Below are 19,378 nucleotides of genomic sequence, written 5' to 3' on the forward strand. Positions count from 1 at the left end.
GCGAGACCTCCAACATGTGGAAGCATCACACCAAGCTGGAGCGGCATTCCCTGCCGCTGGTCATCGCGATCCTGATCGTCGTCTCCATCGGCGGCATCGTCGAGATCGCGCCGCTCTTCTGGCTCGAGAGCACGGTCGAGGAGGTCGAAGGGGTGCGCCCCTACACCCCGCTCGAGCTGGCCGGACGCGACATCTACATCCGCGAGGGCTGCTACACCTGCCACTCGCAGATGGTCCGCCCGCTGCGCGACGAGGTCGAACGCTACGGCCACTACAGCCTCGCGGCCGAGAGCATGTACGACCACCCGTTCCAGTGGGGCTCCAAGCGGACCGGACCAGACCTGGCCCGCGTCGGCGGCAAGTACTCCGACGGCTGGCACAAGGACCACCTGGTCGATCCGCGTTCGGTCGTGCCGGAATCGGTCATGCCGCCCTACGCCTTCCTCGCGGAGAAGGCGCTCGACTACCGCGACATCCAGGACAAGATCCGCGCGATGACCAAGGTCGGCGTGCCCTACACCCAGGACATGATCGACAACGCCAAGGACGACCTGGAAACCCAGGCCGATCCCTTCGCGGCCCCGACCAAGTTCCAGGCCCGCTACGGCGGCAAGGTCCTGCAGCGGGACTTCGACGGCGAGCCCGAGCGGCTGTCCGAGATGGACGCCCTGATCGCCTACCTGCAGATGCTCGGCACGCTCGTCGACTTCAGCACCTACCAGGCCCAGGCGCCGGAGAACCGGCGATGAGCGATCTCACCTACGAAACCGTGGCGAGGTTCGCCCAGCAGGGCGGCCTCATCTACTTCGGTCTGATCTTCGCGGGCGGCGTGCTCTACGCCCTCTGGCCGCGCAACCGCGAGGCGTTCCAGCGCCTCGCCAGCCTTCCCCTGCAAGATGATGAGGACCCCGATGTCCAAGCGTGAAGCCGACGAGGTGACGGGCGTCGAGACCACGGGACACGAGTGGGACGGCATCCGCGAACTGGACAACCCGCTGCCGCGCTGGTGGCTCTACATGTTCTGGGCCGGCGTCGTGGTGGCGATCGTATATTGGGTCCTCATGCCGGCCTGGCCGGGCGCGCGCAGCTACACGCAAGGGATTCTCGGGCAATCCGACCGGGCCGACGTCGCCGTCGCTCTGAACGATCTGAAGACCGTCCGCGGCGCTCAGGCCGCACGGCTAAAGACCGCGAGCCTGGAGGAGATCGAGCGTGATCCTGAGCTGCAGGCTTACGCCCAAGCCGTCGGCCAGTCTGTGTTCGGCGACAACTGCGCGACATGCCACGGCACGGGCGGGGTAGGGGCCAAGGGCTACGCCAATCTGCGCGACGACGTGTGGCTATGGGGCGGCTCTTTGGAGGACATCCACCGCACCATCGAGGTGGGGATCCGCGCCGACCATCCGCAGACGCGCTTCTCGCAGATGCCGGCCTTCGGTCGGGATCAGATGCTGAGCGCCGTCGAGATCTCGGACCTGACTGAGTACGTCGTGGCGCTGTCGGGACGCCCCGCCAACGCCGCCGCCGTGCGCCGGGCCGAGCCGGTGTACCAGGCCCAGTGCGTGGCCTGCCATGGCCCGGCCGGGGTTGGCGACCAGAAGCAGGGCGCTCCGAACCTGACCGACCAGGAGTGGCTCTACGGTTCCACACGCGCGGACATCCACGCGCAGATCTGGAACGGCCGCGCCGGGGTGATGCCCAGCTGGAAGAACCGCTTCGATCCCGAAACCCTGAAAGCGCTGGCGGTCTACATCCACGCCAACGCCGGAGGCCAATAGGCCATGACCGTCGTCATAGACAGGACCCGTGCTTCGGCCCCCAAGCATGAAGCGGGTCCCGTCTCGGCCGCCGCCCGGGCTCGCAAGAGCGCAGATCCGGGCGGCGGTCTCTACAAGCCGCGCGCGCCGATCTATCCCAAGCTGGTCCACGGCCGCTGGCGGGCGATCAAGTGGGCGGTGATGATCGTCACCCTCGCGATCTACTACATCACCCCCTGGATCCGTTGGGACCGCCCTGGCGTCCTGCCCGATCAGGCCGTGCTGGTCGATTTCGCCGGCCGCCGGTTCTATTTCTTCGACATCCAGCTCTGGCCGCAGGAGGTGCATTTCATCACTGGCTTGCTGGTGGCCTCTGCGCTGGCGCTGTTCCTGGTCACGGCGCTCTTCGGCCGGCTCTGGTGCGGCTATGCCTGTCCGCAGACGGTCTGGACCGACCTTTTCATCTATGTCGAGCGGCTGTTCGAAGGTGATCGAAACGCGCGCATGCGTCTGGACGCGGCCCCGTGGTCGCTCAACAAGGCCTGGCGCAAGGTCGGCAAGCACGCGGTCTGGCTTGGCATCGCCTTCGCCACCGGCGGCGCCTGGATCTTCTACTTCCACGACGCGCCGAGCCTGCTGCGGGACTTCTGGATCGGGCAGGGGCCGGTCACCGGCTACGTCTTCTGCGTCCTGCTGACCTTCACCACCTATGTGTTCGCCGGAACCATGCGCGAGCAGGTCTGCATCTACATGTGCCCCTGGCCGCGGATCCAGGGCGCGATGCTCGACACCAACTCGCTGCAGGTCACCTATCGCTACGACCGCGGCGAGCCGCGCGGCGCCCACAAGAAGAGCGCTGGCTGGGAAGGCCGCGGCGACTGCGTCGACTGCAACCAGTGCGTCACCGCCTGTCCGATGGGCATCGACATCCGCGACGGCGCGCAGCTCGAGTGCATCAACTGCGGCCTCTGCATCGACGCCTGCGACGAGATCATGCTCAAGGTCGAGCGTCCGATCGGTCTGATCGCCTACGACACCGACGCCGCCGTCGAGGCGCGCGCAGCGGGTAAGCCCGGTGTTTACCGCCTGATCCGCTCGCGCACGGTCTTCTACGCGGTCGCCTTGGCGATCGTTGGCGGCCTTATGGCCTGGGGACTCAGCATCCGCCCGACCATGGACCTCCATGTCTTACACGACCGCAACCCGGTCTTCGTGCGTCTGCACGACGGCGCGGTGCGCAATGGCTACACGATCAAGATCGCCAACCGCACCTTCCAAGCCCAGACCTACACCGTCGCCTTCGACGGGCCCGCCGGCGCGATCCTGAAGACGCCAGGCGACCGAGGCAGCCGAGACATTCTCCAGGTCGAGGTGCCCGCCAACGAAGTGCGGGCCGTGCGGATCTTCGTGACCCTGCCGCCCGATGCGATCTCCGCCACCAACCTCGCGGCCGCCTTCGTTGTCGCCACGCCCGGCGACGAGATCCGCGTCAAGACCACCTTCCTGTCAGGAGCTGCGAACGCGCCATGACCGCCCGCGCAACCAAGCCGTTTCGTGTCACCGGCTGGCACGTCCTGATCTCTGTGGTCGCCTTCTTTGGCGTGGTGATCGCGGTCGACTCCCTGTTCCTGGTGCTGGCCTATCGCTCGCATCCGGGTCAGGTCTCGGTCACCCCGTACGAGGACGGCCTGACCTACAACCGCGCCGTCGCCCAGCGCCGCAGCCAGGCCGCTCTGGGCTGGAGCGCCACCGCCGCGCCCGGCGAAGGCGGCGTGGTCATCGAGATCGCCGACGCAGACGGGCGCCCCGTCCCGGGCCTCAACTTGACCGGTCTGCTGCGTCGACCGGCGACCGAGGCGGGCGAATTCGCCCTGACCTTCGAGGAGGCCGCCCCCGGCCGCTACCTTGCTCCCGCCAAGCCCGAAGCGGGAACCTGGGACGTCCACGTCCAGTCTCAAGGGCAGGTCTTCCAAGCGGAGCGCCGACTGACATGGCCCTGACCGCCTCAGATCGGCAGGACTTCTCTGCCTTCCTTCGCCCCACAGAGGGCGGAGGCCGTTCCATCGAACTGCTCGTCAAGGGCGCCCGCTGCGCCGCTTGCCTGTCTAAGATCGAGCGCGAGGTGCGGACCCTCCCGGCCGTGGAGTCGGCCCGGCTCAATCTCACGACGGGCAAGCTCTCGGTCGGCTTCGCGGCCGGGGCGGGGGACCCCAGTCTGGTGCTCGAACGTCTCGACCGGCTGGGCTACCCAGCCACGCTCTATGATCCCGGCAAAGCCGCCGCTGCGCGTGACGCAGAGGGACGGCGGCTGACCTTGGCCCTGGGCGTCGCCGCCTTCGGGGCCGGCAACGCGATGATGTTCTCGGTGCCGATCTGGGCGGGTCTGTTCGGGCAGGAGCTCGGGCCGGCGACGCGCACCATGATGATGTGGCTCAGCGCCGTGATCGGGGCGCCGTGCGCTGTCTATGCCGGCATGCCGTTCTTCGAGTCGGCCTGGCGTTCGCTGCGTTCGGGGCGCGCCAACATGGACGTGCCGATCTCGATCGGCGTCATCCTGACCCTGGCGATCTCGTTCGTCGAAACGGTGCTGCGAGGACGCGACGCCTATTTCGACGCCGCCGTTTCGCTGCTGTTCCTGCTGCTCATCGGCCGTTGGCTCGACCATCGCCTGCGCGCCAGCGCCCGTAGCGCCGCCGCCGATCTGCTGGCCATGCAGGCGCCCGCCGCCACACTCCTCGCCGAGGACGGGACTGAGCGACGCATTCCGTTGAGCGAGATCGCGAGCGGCGATCTGTTGATCGTCCGTCCTGGCGAGCGGATCCCTGTCGACGCGGTCATCACCGCCGGGGTCTCCGAGCTCGATAACTCCCTGCTCACCGGCGAGACGACACCGGCGCGGGTCGTCCCCGGCGAGCCGTGCCAGGCCGGGGCGATGAACCTCGGCGGCGTTCTGCGCCTGCGCGCGACCGCGCGGTCTGAAGACTCGGCCGTCGCTGCGATCGCGCGCCTTGTTGAGGCCGGGACTCAATCACGCTCCAAGTACGTTCGGCTGGCTGACAAGGCGGCGGCGCTCTACGTGCCGGTCGTGCACACGGCCGCCGCCTTGACCTTTGTCGGGGGCTGGGGGCTCGGCCTTGGCCCGCGCGAGGCGCTGCTGCGGGCCGTCGCCGTGCTCATCATTACCTGCCCCTGCGCCCTGGGCCTGGCGGTGCCTGCGGTCCAGGTCACGGCGTCGGCCCGGCTCTTCCGGCGCGGCGTGCTTGTGAAATCCGGTGCGGCCTTGGAGCGGTTGGCCGAGGTCGATCATGTCGTCTTCGACAAGACCGGCGTGCTCACCGAGGGCCGTCCCCAGTTGATCGATCCGGTTCCGGCGGCGATCGCCATGGCCGCTCCGCTGGCCAAGGCCTCCGCCCATCCGCTGTCGAAGGCGTTGGCGGCGCATGCGGGGCCGACCTTGCTGGCCGACGACATCGTCGAGACGGCCGGGCAGGGCGTCGAGGGCGTCATCGGCGGGCGCCGCGCCAGGTTGGGCCGGGCCGCGTTCGTCGGCGTCGCCGGGGTGCCGGCCAGCGAGACCGAGCTGTGGTTCGGGATCGAAGGCGACACGAAGGTCCGGTTTGTCTTCGCCGACCAACTGCGGGCCGACGCCGCGCAGACCATCGCCGCGCTGAAGGCCCGCGGACTGAGCGTCGAGATCCTGTCCGGAGACATCCCGGGCGCCGTAGGTCGGGCCGCCGAGTCCGCCGGGGTCGCCGATTGGCGCGCCAGCCTTGCGCCAGCCGACAAGGCGCGGCTGATGGCTGAGCGGACGGCGCAGGGGCGCAAGGTGCTGATGGTCGGGGACGGGCTCAACGACGCCGCGGCCCTGGCGGGCGCGCACGCCGCCATGGCCCCGGGCACGGCGCTGGACGCCAGCCAGAACGCGGCCGACCTCGTATTCTCGGGCGAGAAGCTGGCGGCCGTAGTCGAAGCCCTGGACGTCGCGCGATCCGCCCGCAGCCGGGCGCTGGAGAACTTCTCGTTCGCGGCGCTCTACAACATGGTCGCCGCGCCCGCCGCGATGATCGGTCTCGTCAATCCGTTTGTCGCCGCGCTGGCGATGTCCGGGTCGTCGCTGGTCGTAACCTTGAACGCCCTGCGAACCGGGGTGGGGAGACGCTGATGGCTATCCTGATGTTCCTGGCCCCGGCCTCCGTGGCCCTTGCCCTGGTCGGCCTTGGCGCATTCTGGTGGACGCTGCGCAGCGGCCAGTACGAGGACCCGATGGGCGATGCTTCACGCATCCTGGTGGACCAGGACCGTCCTGATTGACGGATATCACGGCGCAGCCTGGCCGGGCGGGCGACAAGGGCGCCAAGACCACAGGAGCCGCTCCGTGACGCTCAAAGACCCCCAGGCGCTTGCCGACCTCGTCGCCCGTTTCGATGGACGCGCGCCGCGCTACACCAGCTACCCCACCGCCGTGCAGTTCACGCCGGATGTCGGTGAGGAGACCTACCGTCGCTGGCTGGCCGAGCTTCCCGGGCACGACCCGGTGTCGCTCTACATGCACATACCGTTCTGCGCGCGGCTCTGCTGGTACTGCGGCTGCAACACCCGCGCGGTGAACCGCCACGAGCCTATCGCGGCCTATGTCGGCAAGCTGCTCGACGAGATCCGCCTGCTCGGTCAGGCGTTGCCCTCGCGCCTGCCGGCCAACGCCTTGCACTTTGGCGGCGGGACCCCGAACATGCTGGCGATCGAGGAACTGGACGTCCTCTTCGCCGCCCTGCGCGAGGTGTTCGACCTCGCCGCGGACATCGAGGTGGCGACCGAGATCGATCCGCCGGCCCTGACGCGCGATTGGGTCATGGCCTGCGCCCGCCACGGTCTGCGCCGGGCCAGCCTCGGGGTGCAGAACCTCGATCCCCAGGTTCAGGCGGCGGTGGATCGGAAGGGCACGATCGAGGAGGTCGCCCGTTGCGTCGGCTGGCTGCGCGAGGCGGGCGTGACCTCGATCAACTTCGACCTCATGTACGGGCTGCCGCACCAGACGACCGCCAACACCCTGGCGACCGTCGATGCGGTGCTTAGCCTGCGCCCAGAGCGGCTGGCGCTGTTCGGCTACGCCCACGTGCCGTGGATGAAGTCGCATCAGCAGCTGATCGCCGAAGACGCCCTTCCGGGACCGACTGAGCGTCTCGATCAGAGCGAATCGGCTGCCGAGCGGCTGATCGCCGAGGGTTATGTCCGCATCGGCCTCGACCATTTCGCGTTGCCGGACGACGAACTGGCGGTGGCGCTCAAGGAGGGCCGCCTGCGGCGCAACTTCCAGGGCTATACGACCGACGCCGCCCGCACGCTGATCGGGATGGGCGCCTCGGCGATCGGCGCCTTTCCGCAAGGCTTCGCTCAAAACCTGACGAGAGAGCTGGACTGGCGGGCGGCGCTGGACCGAGGTCAGCTTCCGGTCGCCCGCGGCGTAGCGGTGACGGACGAGGACCGTTTCCGGGGCGAGATCATCGAGCGGCTGATGTGCGACTTCGCCGTCGATCTGCATGCGATCTGCCTGCGCCACAACCGTTCGCTCGCCGATCTGGCGATGATCCTGGCGCGGCTGGAGCCGTTCCGCCGCGAGGGCCTGGTGGAGAGCGAAGGCGGCCGCGTCGAAGTGCTCGGACACGGCCGACTGGTCATCCGCTCGATCTGCGCAGCAGTGGACGCCTACTTCGACGCCCAGCAGGGGCGTCACGCCAAGGCGCTGTAAAGATATGAAAAATCAGGCGGCGGCGAGGTCTTCAAGGGCCTCGCGGTCGCGAACCTTGAAGCGACGGCAGCTCTCGAACTCGACCACGCCGGAGGACTGCAACTGAGTGATCATGCGCGAGACCGTCTCGATGGTCAGGCCGAGATAGTCGGCCATGTCCTGGCGGCCCATGGCCAGCTCGACCGCCGCTTCGCCGCGGCGTTGGGCCAGGCCCAGCAGGAAGCTCGCGACCCGCTCGCTGGCGCTTTTGCGCACCAGCAGGGTCAGGTGTTCACGGGCGCTCTCAAGGTCGCGCACCGTAGCTTCCCACATCAGCCCCTTCAGCTCGTCCTCGCCGCCGGCCGCGAGCAGCGCCTGGCGGCTGGCGGCCAGGATCACGCAGTCGCTGAGCGCCTCGGCGCCCATGCTGTGGCTGCCGCGGGTCTCCAGGCCGAAGACGTCTCCGGGATAGTAGAAGTCGCCGATGGGCCGGCGTCCGTCGGCCATGAAGCGCGAGGTGCGCACCGTGCCGCTGATCATGCGATAGACCAGGTCGGCCCGCTCGCCCTGACCATAGATTTCCTCGTCCTTGGCGAACGACATCGGTACGCCGATACGGCTGATCAGGTCGTGATGATCGTCACGGAGGATCGTTTCGCTGCAAGTCATACCCAACTCCCGATGACCTTTGACTAGGCCGGAGCGGGCAGGTGGAAAATTTCGGATCGTCCCTTACGGAGGCGCCCTTAGGTACTCCTACGGAGGTCAGTTCACGCGGCGGGTGCGGCCGGCCCAATAGGGTTCGCGCAATTCTCGGCGCAGGATCTTGCCCGAGGCGTTGCGGGGCAGGGCGTCGATAAAGTCGACGCTCTTGGGGGCTTTGAAACCGGCGATGCGGGTCCGGGCGAAGGCGATGATGTCGTCCGGATCGGGACTGGTCCCTGGCTTGGGCGCGACGATGGCCTTCACCGACTCGCCCCATTTGTCGTCAGGCACCCCGATGACCGCCACCTCGGCGACGTCCGGGTGGCCGTAGACCGCGCTCTCGACTTCGGCCGGATAGATGTTCTCCGCGCCGGAGATGATCATGTCCTTCACCCGGTCGTGGATGAAGAGATAGCCGTCCTCGTCCAGGTATCCGGCATCGCCGGTGCGCAGCCAGCCATCCGCTGCGACGGTGGCGGCCGTCGCCTCCGGCAGGCGCCAGTAGCCCGCCATGTTCGAAACCGACCGCACGGCGACCTCGCCGACCGTGTTTGGCGGCAGGGCTTCCCCGGCCTCATTGACCACCTTCAGTTCGACTCCCGGCATCGGCAGGCCCGCGGCTCGCATCCGAGCATTGCCCGTTGGGTCGTGATCTTCGGGCGGCAGGTAGACGATGGTCCCGCAGGTCTCGGTCATGCCGTACTGCTGGACGAAGCCGCAGCCGAACACCTCCATGCACTCGCGCAGCAGGTCGAGCGGGATCGGGCTGGCGCCGTAGAGAATGTACTTCAGGCGGGAGTAATCGACCTCCCGCGCCCGCGGCTGGCGCACCACGATCTGCAGCGCCGCCGGCACCATGAACATCTTCGAGACGCGCTCGTGCTCGATATAGTCCAGCACCTTGAACGGATCGAACTCGCGCGCGACCACGCCTTTGGCGCCGTTGACCAGGCCGACGATGCCCCAGCCGGTCCCGCCGATGTGGCCGACCGGCATGGCGACCAGGCTGATGTCCTCCGGAGCCCACTGGTTCCAGGCCATGGGCGTTTCCTGCGCCCGGCGGCGACCGCCAAGAATGTTGAGATGGCTGAGCATCGCGCCTTTTGGCCGCCCCGTCGTCCCGGAGGTGTAGAGCTGGACAGCCACGTCGCGCTCGTCGATGGCGATGGCGGGGTCTGTCGCGGGCTGAGCGTCGCGCCAGGCGTCGTAGGTCGGCCAGGCGCTATCGACGGCTTCCATGGCCACGATCTTCATCTTGGGCAGATCGGCCGCCACCTGACGGGCGATTTCAACGACCTCAGGCCCCACGAAAAGCATCTTGGCCTGGGCGTCGCCGGCGATATAGGCCACCTCCGGCGGGGCCAGGCGCCAGCCGATCGGGGCGATGATCACCCCGATCTTGGCGGCGCCGAACAGCAGCTCGAAATAGTGGTCGCTGTTCTTGCCGAGATAGGCGATGCGGTCGCCCTTCTTCAGCCCCTCAGCGAGCAGCGCCTGGGCGGCCTGATTGCTGGCGGCGTCGAACTGCGCGTAGGTCGTCTCGCGCCCCTCGAAGGTCAGCGCGACGGCGTCAGGCCGTTCGCGCGCATGGAAGCGCGGCGCCTCGGCCAGGGTCGGAATGGCGTTGAAGTCGACGGAGGTTTCAGCCACGAGCGGTCTCCCTAGAGCCCGAGCACCAGGCGGGCGATGATGTCCCGCTGGATCTCGTTGGAACCGCCATAGATCGAGGCGGCGCGATCGTTGAGGTATCGGGGCATGGCGGTGAGCAGCGCATCCGGCCCGATCGGCGGAGTGTTGGAACCGGGCTCGCGGGCGGCCGGCTGGTCCGGCGCAGCGTAGACCCCGGCGACCTCCAGCAGCAGTTCGTCGATCCGCTGCATCGCCTCGCCGCCCTGGGTCTTGAGCATCGAGGACGCCGGGCCCGGGTTCTTGCCGGAGGACAGGGCCGCCAGGATGCGCTGCTCCGACACCTCGATGGCTTGGACGGCGATCTCGGTCTCCATCAGCCGGCCGCGGAAACTGGCTTCATCGAGCAGTCCGGCCTCGCGGGCGGCCTTGCGCAGCCGCTCCAGCATGACCTTCAGGCCGGGCGCCGAGCCTCCGCCGCGCTCGAACTCCAGCAGGTACTTGGCGACGGTCCAGCCCTGGTTCTCGTCGCCGATGCGACCCGACACCGGCACGCGGACGTCCTCGAAGAAGACCTCGTTGACCTCGTGCTCGCCCGCCAGCGTGATGATCGGGCGGACCCGAACGCCCGGGCTCTGCATGTCGAGCAGCAGGAAGGTGATCCCCGCCTGCGGCTTGCCGTCGGCCAGCGTCCGCACGAGGCAGAACATCCGGTTGGCCCAATGGGCGTGCGTGGTCCACAGCTTCGAGCCGTTCAGCACATAGTCGTCGCCATCGCGCACCGCTCGAAGCTGCAACGATGCGAGGTCCGAGCCGGCCCCCGGTTCGGAGTAGCCCTGGCACCAGTAGTCCTCGCCGGAGAGGATGCGCGGCAGGTAGTGCGCCTTCTGCTCGGGCGTGCCGTATCCCATGATCACCGGGCCGACCATGCGCAGGCCCATGGGCGCCAGGCTTGGCGCTCCGGCACGCGCGCACTCGGCGGCGAAGATGTGCCGCTGCATTTCGCTCCAGCCCGGTCCGCCGTAGGCCTTGGGCCAACTTGGCGCCGCCCAGCCCCTGGCGTGCAGGGTCTTCTGCCAGGGCAGGCTGTAGCGCTTGTCCATGAAGACGCTGGTCGCGCGACGCCCGGCCTCGCGCAGTTCGGGGGTGAGCGCCTCCTCTAGGAAGGCGCGCACCTCGTCACGAAAGCCCAGTTCTTCGGCCGTAAGGTCCAGGTTCACTTGGCGCGGATCCTAGAAGCGACCGCGCAGCGTAACCCCATAGGTCCGCGGCGGCGCCAGGAAAGTCGCGAAGGTCCCGGTTTGCAACGGCTGGTCGACGACGACTTGGTTGTAGTCCTCGTCGGTCAGGTTCTGGGCCCACAGCTCTGCGGACCAGCGCTCATCCTCAGTCCCCAGCACCAGCCGGGCGTTGACCAGCGTCAGCGCCGGCTGCGACTTCAGCGGATCGAGATTGGAGCCGGTGTTGTATTCTGAGGTGTACTTGGCCGAGAGGCTGGCCCGGAACTCCAGGGATTCACCTACCGGCCGCTCATAGTTCACAGTGCCCGCCGCCGACCACAGCGGTGCATAGGACAGCCGGGTGTTGGGCAGGCGAGGGGATATCCCCGCCGGAGGAATAAAGTCGCCGAACTGAGTCTCGGCATAGGTGACGCCGCCGGAGAAGCTCAGCCCCTCGACCGGCGGACGCCACATCAGGTCGACGTCGACCCCGCGCGAGATCACCTCGGGGATCGAGGCCACCAGCCAGCTGATGCCGGTGTAGGTGTTGAGCTGGAAGTCCTCGTAGGTCTGGTGGAACAGCGTGGCGTTGGCCAGCACCCTATAGTCCGGCGTGTTGGTCTTCACCCCGAGCTCGTAGCTGACCACGGTCTCGGCCGGGAAGCTGGTGTCGGGATTGATCACGCCGGCCGCGAGGCGCGCGCGATCCAGGTTGAAGCCGCCGCTCTTGAAGCCCTCGGCGTAGGAGACGTAGGTCATGACGCTTTCGTTGAAGCGGTAGCTGGCCTTGAGCGTCCCGCCCCAGCGGCCTTCGCTCTGTTCCTGGTTGGTGACGACGTTGTTGAACGCCGGATCGGAGTGCGGCGCGCAGATCGCCCCGCGGGCGGCCGCCGGGATCGGGCGAACGAGGGCCGCGGCGCAGGCGTTGGCCGGCGCTGAGTTGGTGTAGTGGCTGCGAACCGACTTCTCGTCGTCGGAGTAGCGCAGGCCCAGAGTCAGCTCGAGCGCCTCGGTCACCTTCCAGCTGTTGTTCGTGAACAGCGCCCAACCCTTGGAATTGTGATCGTAGCTGTCGCGCGGGCCTGCCCCTGCCGGGAAGTTGGTCCCGAACGGCAGGCCGGTCAGTTGCGAGATGAACGCCGGGTTGGGACTTCCGGTCGCCGCTGAGAGCAGCAGGCCGAAATAGGGCTCATAGGCGGTTCCGAACGTCGTGGCCGCCGCCGCCTTCAGATCTTCATTCGAATAGAAGGCGCCGATCAGCCAGTTGATGCTCTCGGTGGCGCCTGCCAGTCGAACTTCCTGCGAAAACGCCTTGATTTCGTTGAAGCTCGAGCCATCCGCGGGCCGATACCAGATGTCCGCCGAGGAGAAATCGATGTCCGATCCGTTCTCGGCCCGCCATTCGCGGAAGGCCGTGATGGAGGTCAGGGCGATATCGTCGTTGATGTCCCAGTCCACCTGGGCCGACACGCCTTTGTCGGTGATCTTCGATCCCATGTCGCGGTTGGCGTTGGCCAGCCGCGCGCCGGGATTGGGCGGGCGCTGAACGCCTTCATCGCCGGCCAGGGCGTCGACGAGGGCCGCGGTCGGGCCAGCCACGGTCACGAAGTTCACGCAGCAATGCTCGTCGCGGTCCGAATAGTCGGCCAGCAGCTTGATGTTCAGATTGCCGGTCGGGGTGACCAGCAGCTGGCCGCGGATCGTGTAGTAGTTCTGGTCGGTGTCGTCCGTGCGGGTGCGCGGTCCGGACCCGACGTGCACATCGGCGAACCCGTCGCGTTCGCGTTTGGCGGCGTAGAGCCGGCCGGCCATCAGGTTTTCGACGATTGGGCCGGTGACGCTGCCCGCGACGCCTACGGCGCCGTGGCTTCCCACCGTCAGCTCGCCCGCCGCTTCGAATTCGAAGGACGGCGCCTTGGTGATGACGTTGATGACGCCGGCCGAAGTGTTCTTGCCGAACAGCGTGCCTTGCGGGCCCTTGAGGATCTCGACCCGCTCCAGTTCCCCCAGGTCGCCGAACGCGACGCCGCTGCGGGCGCGGTAGACTCCGTCGATGACCGTGCCGACCGACGATTCCAGCCCCGGATTGTCGCCGATGGTGCCGACGCCGCGGATTCGCGCGGAGGTCTGGGCCTCGCTGGTCGACGAGGTCACGCTGAGCCCGGGCGCCAGCACCTGCAGGTCCTTGATGTCCCGAACGCCCGCATCCTGGAGTTGCCGCTGCGGAAGGGTTGTGACCACGACTGGCACATCCTGCAGGTTCTGCTCCCGCTTCTGGGCGGTGACGACGAGTTCGGAGACGGTCCCGGAATCCTGCGCCATGGCCGGAGCAGCCGCACAGGCGACCGCGATGACCGCCCATGAGGCGGTTCGCATTGCGTGGTTCATTTTCCCTCCCGCTGCCGGCGCCTTTGGCCGGCTGTTCTTGAACATCGCCGTCTTCTCGCGACGAGGCGGGAATGCTTGCAGAAACAGGCTTTGCGGGACAAGCTAGCGAATGTGATAGGCGCCGCAGGGGCGGTGGGCCGTCACGGGGGCTGAGCGATGACCGTAGCGGTTCGCGAGGAACTCGATCTCATTGAGCGTCTGGCGCTCGACGTGCGCGACCGTGGCGTGGAGATTGGCCTGCCATACATCGCCGTCAGCGCCGATATCGGCGACCCCGAGCCGATGCGCGATCACCAGGGGCGGCCGTTCGCCGAAACCGTGTTCCAGTGGCTCGACCCAGGATTGCAGTACTGGAAGGACCGTGGCTTCGCCCTGCGTTCGGCCTTCGTCTTCGCCTGCCGCTATACCGCCGAGCCGTTCTACTTTCAGGATGGCCGCTTTGGGTCCTGGCGTCGCTCACCGCGGCTGGAGGCTATCGAGGTCGTGCAGAGCGCTGATACCGTGGAGATCGGAACCGCCATCGTCGCACCCGCCCATCTGCCGGGCGGCGTCATCGGCGCGATCGTCTGGGCCTCGCCGCAGATCTTCGACGTTGGTCCTGTGTTCGAGCGGCGCGCAGCCGAGCTGTCGACGCTCTCGCTTCGGCTGATGGCCGCCTACAACGATCGCGGCTCTTCGCCGGACGGCCTGGTCCATCTGACCCGGCGCGAAATCCAGTGCCTGAAGTGGGCCGCGAAGGGAAAGACCGACTCAGAGATCGCGGAGATCGTGAAGATCGCGATGCCGACGGTCCGCTTTCACATGCGCAACGCCGCTGACAAGATGGGCGTCGCGGGCCGGCCGCAGGCGGTGCACCGCGCGTCCGTGCTCGGCTATGTGGGCGAGAGGCGAGTGACCGGCCGGGCCTGAGCGCCCCCGCGCGTTGGTCGATCAATTGGCCGCGTTCGTCGCATCTGTCGCACAGCTGTCCTCCGCGGGAGACGCGGCATGGCGTGGCGGCGCGGCCGGGCATAGGGCGGGATTGCCGCGCCGTTGCGCCGCGCAATTGGGAGAACGGACATGATGCACGCGATCTTTGCGCTCGCCCTTGCGGCCGCCGCGGCGCTCACCCCCAGCTCGGCGCCGCCATCGAGCCCGCTGATCGAGCACAGCAGCGGCCTGCCGGTCACCGAGGTCCAGATCGAGGGCCATGGGCCCTACAGGTTCATCATCGACACCGCGGCCAGCAGCACCGTCATCCTTCCCAGCCTGCACGCAGCGCTTCCTGTAACCCTGAAGAAGCGCGGCGGGCTTGAGGTGAGCGGGGCGGCAGGCAAGGCCGCCGTCGAGACGGTGGCGATCAAGGAGCTCGAGACCCAGGGACGGCGGTTCTCCGGGCTGACGGCGTTCGACATGCCGCCGGGACCGATCGACGCCCTTCAGGTGCACGGGATCCTTGGCGCGGATGTACTCGCCCACGCGATCCTCGACATCGACATGGCCGCTGGTCAGTGGGCGATCCACGACGAGGAGCCGGTCCTGGCGAGTTCGGCCCGCGAGCATCGGACCGCCATCACCCTGGATGATGCGCTGGCGCCGCGGGTGACGGTCTGGCTCGACGGCTATCCGATCGACGCCGTGGTCGACACCGGCGCCCGCGCCACCATCGTGAACTGGCATGCCGCCGCCCTCCTGGGGCTGAACCCGGAGAGCGAAGGGCTACGCGCCGGCGGCACGCTAAAGGGCGTCAGCAGCCACGCCACGCCAAGCTCCGTGCACACAGCCCGCAAGCTCGAAGTCGCGGGGGCGGTGATCGCCAAGCCCGACTTCCGGATCGCGGACCTGCCGGTCTTCCAGACGGTCGGGTTGGCCGACAAGCCGGGGATGATCCTTGGCATGGACCACCTGGGCCGCTTTCGGACGATCATCGACTACAAGGGCCGCGAGTTGATCCTGGTGGCCGCCCCCGGCGCTTGACGCCGCCGCAGTCGACCGGGGGCCCTTGACCAATTCATAACTGAGGGGTTATGGCTCAATCCATAGCCCATTGGTTATGTATTGTGATGGCCGACACACGCGACCTCCTGTTCAGAACGCTCTCTGACCCGACGCGAAGGGGCATCTTCGAGCGCCTGTGCCGTGAGGGCGAACAGACGGTCGGGGCGCTGACGGATCGGGCCGGGGTGTCTCAGCCGGCCGTATCGAAACACCTCGCTGTTTTGAAGCAGGCGGGGTTGGTCAGCGACCGTCAGGCGGGACGCCAGACCCATTACAGCGCCCGGCGCGCCGCCCTGACCCCGCTGCTCGACTGGACCAAGGAAATGGCCGGCTTCTGGGAGGATCGTTTCGACGATCTCGAAGACCTGCTCAACAGGATGGACCAATGAACGACCAATCGATCGAGACGCGCTCTGTCGTCGTCGAGCGCGACTTCGCTCATGCGCCGGAGAAGATCTGGCGCGCACTGACCCAGCCGCACCTGATCGAAGAATGGCTGATGAAGAACGACTTCAGCCCCGTCGTCGGCCACCGTTTCAATCTGCGGGGCGAGTGGGGCGGAGTCCTCGACTGCGAGGTCCTGGTGATCGAGCCGTACCGAACGCTCTCCTACGCCTGGAATTTCGCCCACGAGGACCCGGCTTTCGCCCTTCAGAGCGTGGTGACCTTTACGCTCGAACCCACGGAAGGCGGTGTCCGGTTGCGCATGGAGCAGAGCGGCTTCCGTCCCAACCAGAAGCAGGCGTTCGGCGGCGCAAAGGCCGGCTGGAATAGCTTCTTCGAGAAGCTGGACTTGGTCCTGGCCCGCGCCGATTGAATCCTGGAGGAACCTCATGCAACTGAACAACGTGATCCGGCAGTCGCACCGTTGGCTGTCGATCGCCTTTACCGCTGCGGTCGTCGCCAACTTCGCTGCCATGGCCCTGGGCGAGCCCCCGGCGTGGATCGTCTATGCGCCGCTGCCGCCACTTTTCCTGATGCTGCTTAGCGGGCTCTACATGTTCGTTTTGCCCTACGTCGCCAAGGGACGGGCTCGAACCCTCGCGGGCAACTGAACGATGGCGCTGAAGCGGTGGCGGATGGGGTGGGATTCGAACCCACGGTAGGCTTCCACCTACGGCGGTTTTCAAGACCGCTGCCTTAAACCACTCGGCCACCCATCCGGAAGGAGGGGCCTATAGCAGGGCTGGAGCGGGGGCTCCAGCCGCCAGGCGCAATCTGCACAACCTTAATGAAATCGCCGGTTTCGTTAACCGTGCTGCAAGGCTCAGGGCCGCACGATGGCGACCACAAAGCGCTGGGGAGCGTAGACTTCAGAAGGAGCGTGGCCATGACCCGCGTCCGTTATTGCGTGCCGGCCCGCAGTTTCATTGTCGTGCTCATGGGGACCGCCGCGCTCGCCGCCTGCGCCACGCCCCAGCCGCGCTATGCCGCCAAGCATCCCGTCGCGGGGCCGACGCCCGGCCAGCTGCCGAACGGCGCCGGCGGCCGATACAAGGTCGGCTCGCCATACGAGGTCGGCGGGGTCTGGTACGCTCCCAAGGAAGAGCCGAACTACGATCAGGAGGGGCGGGCCACCTGGTATGGCCAATCCCATCACCTGAAGACCACGGCCAACGGCGAGGTGTTCGACCGCTACGCGCTGTCGGGCGCCCACACCACGCTGCCGTTGCCCTCGATCGTCGAGGTCACCAATCTTGATAACAACCGCACCGTCCAGGTGCGCATCAACGACCGAGGCCCGTTCAAGGGCGATGCGTTGATCGATGTCTCCCAGGAGGCCGCGCGCCAGCTCGGGTTCGAACAGCAAGGCCATGCGCGCGTGCGGGTCCGCTATGTCGGTCCGGCGCCGCTGGGCGCGCCCGATGCGGGACTGCGCTACTCGGCCTACACGCCGGGCCTGACGCCGTCCGAGCAACTGCCCCCCGGACCGACCCCCTATTCGGGAATTCAGACGGGCCCGGTGGAGACGCCCGTGGCCTCCCAACCTCTGGCGCCGCTCGCGCCCGCGACGTCGGCGCCCTTGCCGGCTGCGACGGCAGGGGGCCTCGTCTATCGGGTTCAGGCCGGGGCGTTTTCCGACCCCGCCAACGCTCAGCGCGTGGTGACCCAGCTCGGCTCGGCGGTCATCGCGAAGGTCGAACCCTTCCAGCGGGCCGACGGCGTGACGCTCTACCGCGTCATGGTCGATGGCACGGCCGACGAGGGTGAGGCCTGGGCGCTGCGCGACCGGGTCGCAGCCTATGGGTTCTCCGAGGCGCGCGTGGTTCGTCCCGGCGCCTGAGGCAAGTCGGCCAAGCTGCGGTTGAGCGCTGGACAAACGGGCCGAACCGGCCATTTTGGCCGGCGTGACGCGCGGGCGGTTCATCACTTTCGAAGGCGGCGAGGGCGCGGGCAAGTCGACGCAGGTCCGGCGCCTGGTCGCGCGCCTGCAAGCTGGCGGCCGTGAGGTCGTGGCCACGCGCGAGCCAGGCGGCTCGCCTGGCGCCGAAGCCATCCGTAACCTGGTGCTGAAGGGCGACGCCGACCGCTGGAGTCCGACGACCGAGACGCTCCTGATGTACGGCGCGCGGCGCGACCATATCGAGCGGACGATCCTGCCTGCCCTGGAGCGAGGGGCCTGGGTGGTCTGCGACAGGTTCGCCGACTCCACCCGCGCCTATCAGGGCGGCGCCGGCGGCGTCGATCCCGCCTTCATCTCGGCGCTGGAGGCCTTCGTCCTGGCCGATGTGCAGCCTGACCTGACGCTGGTGTTCGATCTGCCGGTCGATGTCGGCCTAGCGCGCGCCGAAGCCTTCGCCAAGGCCGACGGCCACGCCGAGACACGGTTCGAGTCCAAGGGCCTGGCCTTCCACGAACGGCTACGCAGCGCCTTTCGCCACATCGCCGCCGCCGAACCTGAGCGCTGCGCCCTGATCGACGCCGCGGCCGGCATGGATGAGGTCGAGGCCCAGGTCTGGCAGGCGGTGGAGCACCGGCTTGGCTGACGCTGCGCGCCATCCGCGCGAGGTCTTTGACCTCAAAGGCCACGAGGCGGCCGAAGCTGCCTTCGAAGACGCCCGTGGCCGCGGTCGTCTGCATCACGCCTGGCTGCTGACCGGCCCGGAAGGGGTCGGCAAGGCGACCTTCGCCTATCGCGCGGCGCGCCGGCTGCTGGGCGCGCCGGGCAACTCGGCCTACGGCATACTGGGCGCGTCGCCGGACCATCCGGTCAGCCGCCAGATCATCGCCCGCTCACACCCCGACATCATGGTGCTGGAGCGGATCGGCGAGGACGGCAAGGTCCGCAAGTCGATCCCGGTCGACGAGGCTCGGAAGCTGTCGGACTTCTTCGCCAAGTCGCCGGCCTCGGCGCCCCATCGCGTGGCGATCATCGACGCGGCCGACGACCTCAACGTCAATGCTGCGAACGCTGTGCTCAAGACGCTGGAAGAACCGCCGGCCCGCGGCGTGATTCTACTGGTCTCCCACGCGCCCGGCGGCTTGTTGCCGACGATCAAGTCCCGGTGCCGGCGGCTCGGTTTTCAGTCGCTGCCAGAGGCTGAAGTCACGGCGTTCGTTGAAGCCCGCACCACGGCCAATCCGGAAGAGGCGATCCGGCTGTCGCGGATGTCGAAGGGCGCGCCTGGCAAGGCACTTGCCCTCGCACTGGCTGGGGCCGTCGCCATCGACGACGCGGCCAAGGAGATCCTCCAGTCGCTGCCCACGATCGACGACGCTCTGGCGTTGTCGCTTGCCGACAAGTTCAAGGGCGGGGAGGGCGCAGCGCAGTTCAACTTGCTGCTTGAGCGCCTGGCCGAGCGGGTGCACGGCCACACCATGCGCATGGCCGCCGAGGGCTATGGCGGGCTTGATCGCTGGGCCGGAGCATGGGAGACGCTGCAGCGCCTTCCGCGGGAGGTCGAGGCCATCAATCTCGACCGTGCGGATGCGTTCTTCACGGCTCTCAATGAACTGCGCGCCGCTGCGCGCGCCTGAAA

At 67.9% G+C, this 19,378-nt stretch carries 20 protein-coding genes and 1 tRNA gene; 16 read left to right on the plus strand and 5 right to left on the minus strand.

The annotated features are described in order from the left end of the window. Nucleotides 1-14: 14 nt before the first annotated feature. The 8 genes from ccoO (at nt 15) to hemN (ending at nt 7,503) form a co-directional block, all read left to right on the plus strand. Nucleotides 15-749 (plus strand): cytochrome-c oxidase, cbb3-type subunit II, encoded by a 735-nt coding sequence (gene ccoO / locus ASC79_RS02435; RefSeq protein ID WP_056019157.1) that lies wholly within the window; start codon nt 15-17, stop codon nt 747-749. Further along, on the plus strand, nt 746-925 hold the full coding sequence (locus ASC79_RS02440; protein ID WP_056019160.1) for a cbb3-type cytochrome c oxidase subunit 3: 180 nt from the start codon (nt 746-748) through the stop codon (nt 923-925). Before ccoO ends, ASC79_RS02440 begins: the two co-directional genes overlap by 4 nt. Beyond that, on the plus strand, nt 912-1,778 hold the full coding sequence (gene ccoP, locus ASC79_RS02445; RefSeq protein ID WP_056019163.1) for a cytochrome-c oxidase, cbb3-type subunit III: 867 nt from the start codon (nt 912-914) through the stop codon (nt 1,776-1,778). The genes ASC79_RS02440 and ccoP overlap by 14 nt, the downstream gene beginning before the upstream one ends. 3 nt (nt 1,779-1,781) lie before the next feature. Then, complete coding sequence (gene ccoG / locus ASC79_RS02450; protein WP_056019165.1) at nt 1,782-3,287, plus strand: cytochrome c oxidase accessory protein CcoG; 1,506 nt, start codon at nt 1,782-1,784, stop codon at nt 3,285-3,287. Then, a complete protein-coding gene (locus ASC79_RS02455; RefSeq protein ID WP_056019168.1) occupies nt 3,284-3,757 on the plus strand; it encodes a FixH family protein in 474 nt (157 codons plus the stop codon). Before ccoG ends, ASC79_RS02455 begins: the two co-directional genes overlap by 4 nt. Next, nucleotides 3,748-5,919, plus strand: a complete 2,172-nt coding sequence (locus ASC79_RS02460) for a heavy metal translocating P-type ATPase (protein ID WP_056019171.1) — start codon at nt 3,748-3,750, stop codon at nt 5,917-5,919. The genes ASC79_RS02455 and ASC79_RS02460 overlap by 10 nt, the downstream gene beginning before the upstream one ends. After that, nucleotides 5,919-6,068 carry a cbb3-type cytochrome oxidase assembly protein CcoS gene (gene ccoS, locus ASC79_RS20645; protein WP_082531900.1) on the plus strand — a complete coding sequence of 50 codons (150 nt, stop codon included), beginning with the start codon at nt 5,919-5,921 and terminating at the stop codon, nt 6,066-6,068. The genes ASC79_RS02460 and ccoS overlap by 1 nt, the downstream gene beginning before the upstream one ends. A 64-nt stretch (nt 6,069-6,132) precedes the next feature. Next, nucleotides 6,133-7,503, plus strand: coding sequence for an oxygen-independent coproporphyrinogen III oxidase (gene hemN / locus ASC79_RS02465; protein WP_056019174.1), 1,371 nt, complete (start codon nt 6,133-6,135; stop codon nt 7,501-7,503). Between the two features lie 12 nt (nt 7,504-7,515). On the opposite strand, the gene ASC79_RS02470 is transcribed toward hemN, so the two are convergent. The 4 genes from ASC79_RS02470 to ASC79_RS02485 form a co-directional block, all read right to left on the minus strand. Next, complete coding sequence (locus ASC79_RS02470) at nt 7,516-8,151, minus strand: helix-turn-helix domain-containing protein (RefSeq protein WP_056019178.1); 636 nt, start codon at nt 8,149-8,151, stop codon at nt 7,516-7,518. Between the two features lie 96 nt (nt 8,152-8,247). Further along, a complete protein-coding gene (locus ASC79_RS02475) occupies nt 8,248-9,837 on the minus strand; it encodes a fatty acid--CoA ligase (RefSeq protein ID WP_056019181.1) in 1,590 nt (529 codons plus the stop codon). Between the two features lie 11 nt (nt 9,838-9,848). After that, nucleotides 9,849-11,033, minus strand: coding sequence for an acyl-CoA dehydrogenase family protein (locus ASC79_RS02480; protein WP_056019184.1), 1,185 nt, complete (start codon nt 11,031-11,033; stop codon nt 9,849-9,851). A 12-nt stretch (nt 11,034-11,045) separates the two neighbouring features. Then, nucleotides 11,046-13,409 carry a TonB-dependent receptor gene (locus ASC79_RS02485; RefSeq protein WP_056019187.1) on the minus strand — a complete coding sequence of 788 codons (2,364 nt, stop codon included), beginning with the start codon at nt 13,407-13,409 and terminating at the stop codon, nt 11,046-11,048. 168 nt (nt 13,410-13,577) lie between these two features. Between ASC79_RS02485 and ASC79_RS02490 the strand changes: the two genes are divergently transcribed. From ASC79_RS02490 to ASC79_RS02510, 5 genes are all read left to right on the plus strand, one after another. After that, nucleotides 13,578-14,330 carry a helix-turn-helix transcriptional regulator gene (locus tag ASC79_RS02490; protein ID WP_056019189.1) on the plus strand — a complete coding sequence of 251 codons (753 nt, stop codon included), beginning with the start codon at nt 13,578-13,580 and terminating at the stop codon, nt 14,328-14,330. Nucleotides 14,331-14,480: 150 nt separating this feature from the next. Continuing rightward, a complete protein-coding gene (locus ASC79_RS02495) occupies nt 14,481-15,377 on the plus strand; it encodes a retroviral-like aspartic protease family protein (protein ID WP_056019192.1) in 897 nt (298 codons plus the stop codon). Between the two features lie 86 nt (nt 15,378-15,463). Next, the gene (locus ASC79_RS02500) at nt 15,464-15,787 is read left to right on the plus strand and encodes a helix-turn-helix transcriptional regulator (protein WP_056020921.1); all 324 of its coding nucleotides are present in this window, start codon (nt 15,464-15,466) and stop codon (nt 15,785-15,787) included. Continuing rightward, the gene (locus ASC79_RS02505) at nt 15,784-16,215 is read left to right on the plus strand and encodes an SRPBCC domain-containing protein (RefSeq protein WP_056019195.1); all 432 of its coding nucleotides are present in this window, start codon (nt 15,784-15,786) and stop codon (nt 16,213-16,215) included. The genes ASC79_RS02500 and ASC79_RS02505 overlap by 4 nt, the downstream gene beginning before the upstream one ends. Before the next feature lie 16 nt (nt 16,216-16,231). Beyond that, on the plus strand, nt 16,232-16,453 hold the full coding sequence (locus ASC79_RS02510) for a hypothetical protein (RefSeq protein ID WP_056019198.1): 222 nt from the start codon (nt 16,232-16,234) through the stop codon (nt 16,451-16,453). Between the two features lie 18 nt (nt 16,454-16,471). Here the strand turns inward: ASC79_RS02510 and ASC79_RS02515 are convergent. Then, nucleotides 16,472-16,561, minus strand: a tRNA-Ser gene (locus tag ASC79_RS02515). A 167-nt stretch (nt 16,562-16,728) separates the two neighbouring features. Between ASC79_RS02515 and ASC79_RS21250 the strand changes: the two genes are divergently transcribed. From ASC79_RS21250 to ASC79_RS02530, 3 genes are all read left to right on the plus strand, one after another. Continuing rightward, nucleotides 16,729-17,682 (plus strand): septal ring lytic transglycosylase RlpA family protein, encoded by a 954-nt coding sequence (locus ASC79_RS21250; protein WP_056019201.1) that lies wholly within the window; start codon nt 16,729-16,731, stop codon nt 17,680-17,682. Between the two features lie 64 nt (nt 17,683-17,746). Then, entirely contained in the window at nt 17,747-18,385 is a 639-nt protein-coding gene (gene tmk, locus ASC79_RS02525) for a dTMP kinase (protein WP_056020924.1), read from the plus strand. Then, the gene (locus tag ASC79_RS02530; protein WP_056019204.1) at nt 18,336-19,376 is read left to right on the plus strand and encodes a DNA polymerase III subunit delta'; all 1,041 of its coding nucleotides are present in this window, start codon (nt 18,336-18,338) and stop codon (nt 19,374-19,376) included. Before tmk ends, ASC79_RS02530 begins: the two co-directional genes overlap by 50 nt. Nucleotides 19,377-19,378 lie beyond the last annotated feature (2 nt).

The sequence above is a fragment of the Phenylobacterium sp. Root1290 genome (genome assembly GCF_001425305.1).
Taxonomy (GTDB): domain Bacteria; phylum Pseudomonadota; class Alphaproteobacteria; order Caulobacterales; family Caulobacteraceae; genus Phenylobacterium.

Excerpts from the sequence above, each read along its gene's own strand:
- ASC79_RS02440 (WP_056019160.1), top strand. The coding sequence starts at position 746 with ATGAGCGATCTCACCTACGAAACCGTGGCGAGGTTCGCCCAGCAGGGC.
- ccoO (WP_056019157.1), top strand. The coding sequence starts at position 15 with ATGTGGAAGCATCACACCAAGCTGGAGCGGCATTCCCTGCCGCTGGTC.
- ccoS (WP_082531900.1), top strand. The coding sequence starts at position 5,919 with ATGGCTATCCTGATGTTCCTGGCCCCGGCCTCCGTGGCCCTTGCCCTG.
- ASC79_RS02495 (WP_056019192.1), top strand. The coding sequence starts at position 14,481 with ATGATGCACGCGATCTTTGCGCTCGCCCTTGCGGCCGCCGCGGCGCTC.
- ccoP (WP_056019163.1), top strand. The coding sequence starts at position 912 with ATGTCCAAGCGTGAAGCCGACGAGGTGACGGGCGTCGAGACCACGGGA.
- ASC79_RS02455 (WP_056019168.1), top strand. The coding sequence starts at position 3,284 with ATGACCGCCCGCGCAACCAAGCCGTTTCGTGTCACCGGCTGGCACGTC.
- ASC79_RS02460 (WP_056019171.1), top strand. The coding sequence starts at position 3,748 with ATGGCCCTGACCGCCTCAGATCGGCAGGACTTCTCTGCCTTCCTTCGC.
- ASC79_RS02470 (WP_056019178.1), bottom strand. The coding sequence starts at position 8,151 with ATGACTTGCAGCGAAACGATCCTCCGTGACGATCATCACGACCTGATC.
- ASC79_RS02485 (WP_056019187.1), bottom strand. The coding sequence starts at position 13,409 with ATGCGAACCGCCTCATGGGCGGTCATCGCGGTCGCCTGTGCGGCTGCT.
- ASC79_RS02510 (WP_056019198.1), top strand. The coding sequence starts at position 16,232 with ATGCAACTGAACAACGTGATCCGGCAGTCGCACCGTTGGCTGTCGATC.
- ccoG (WP_056019165.1), top strand. The coding sequence starts at position 1,782 with ATGACCGTCGTCATAGACAGGACCCGTGCTTCGGCCCCCAAGCATGAA.
- ASC79_RS02505 (WP_056019195.1), top strand. The coding sequence starts at position 15,784 with ATGAACGACCAATCGATCGAGACGCGCTCTGTCGTCGTCGAGCGCGAC.
- ASC79_RS02500 (WP_056020921.1), top strand. The coding sequence starts at position 15,464 with ATGGCCGACACACGCGACCTCCTGTTCAGAACGCTCTCTGACCCGACG.
- ASC79_RS21250 (WP_056019201.1), top strand. The coding sequence starts at position 16,729 with ATGACCCGCGTCCGTTATTGCGTGCCGGCCCGCAGTTTCATTGTCGTG.
- ASC79_RS02490 (WP_056019189.1), top strand. The coding sequence starts at position 13,578 with ATGACCGTAGCGGTTCGCGAGGAACTCGATCTCATTGAGCGTCTGGCG.
- ASC79_RS02530 (WP_056019204.1), top strand. The coding sequence starts at position 18,336 with ATGAGGTCGAGGCCCAGGTCTGGCAGGCGGTGGAGCACCGGCTTGGCT.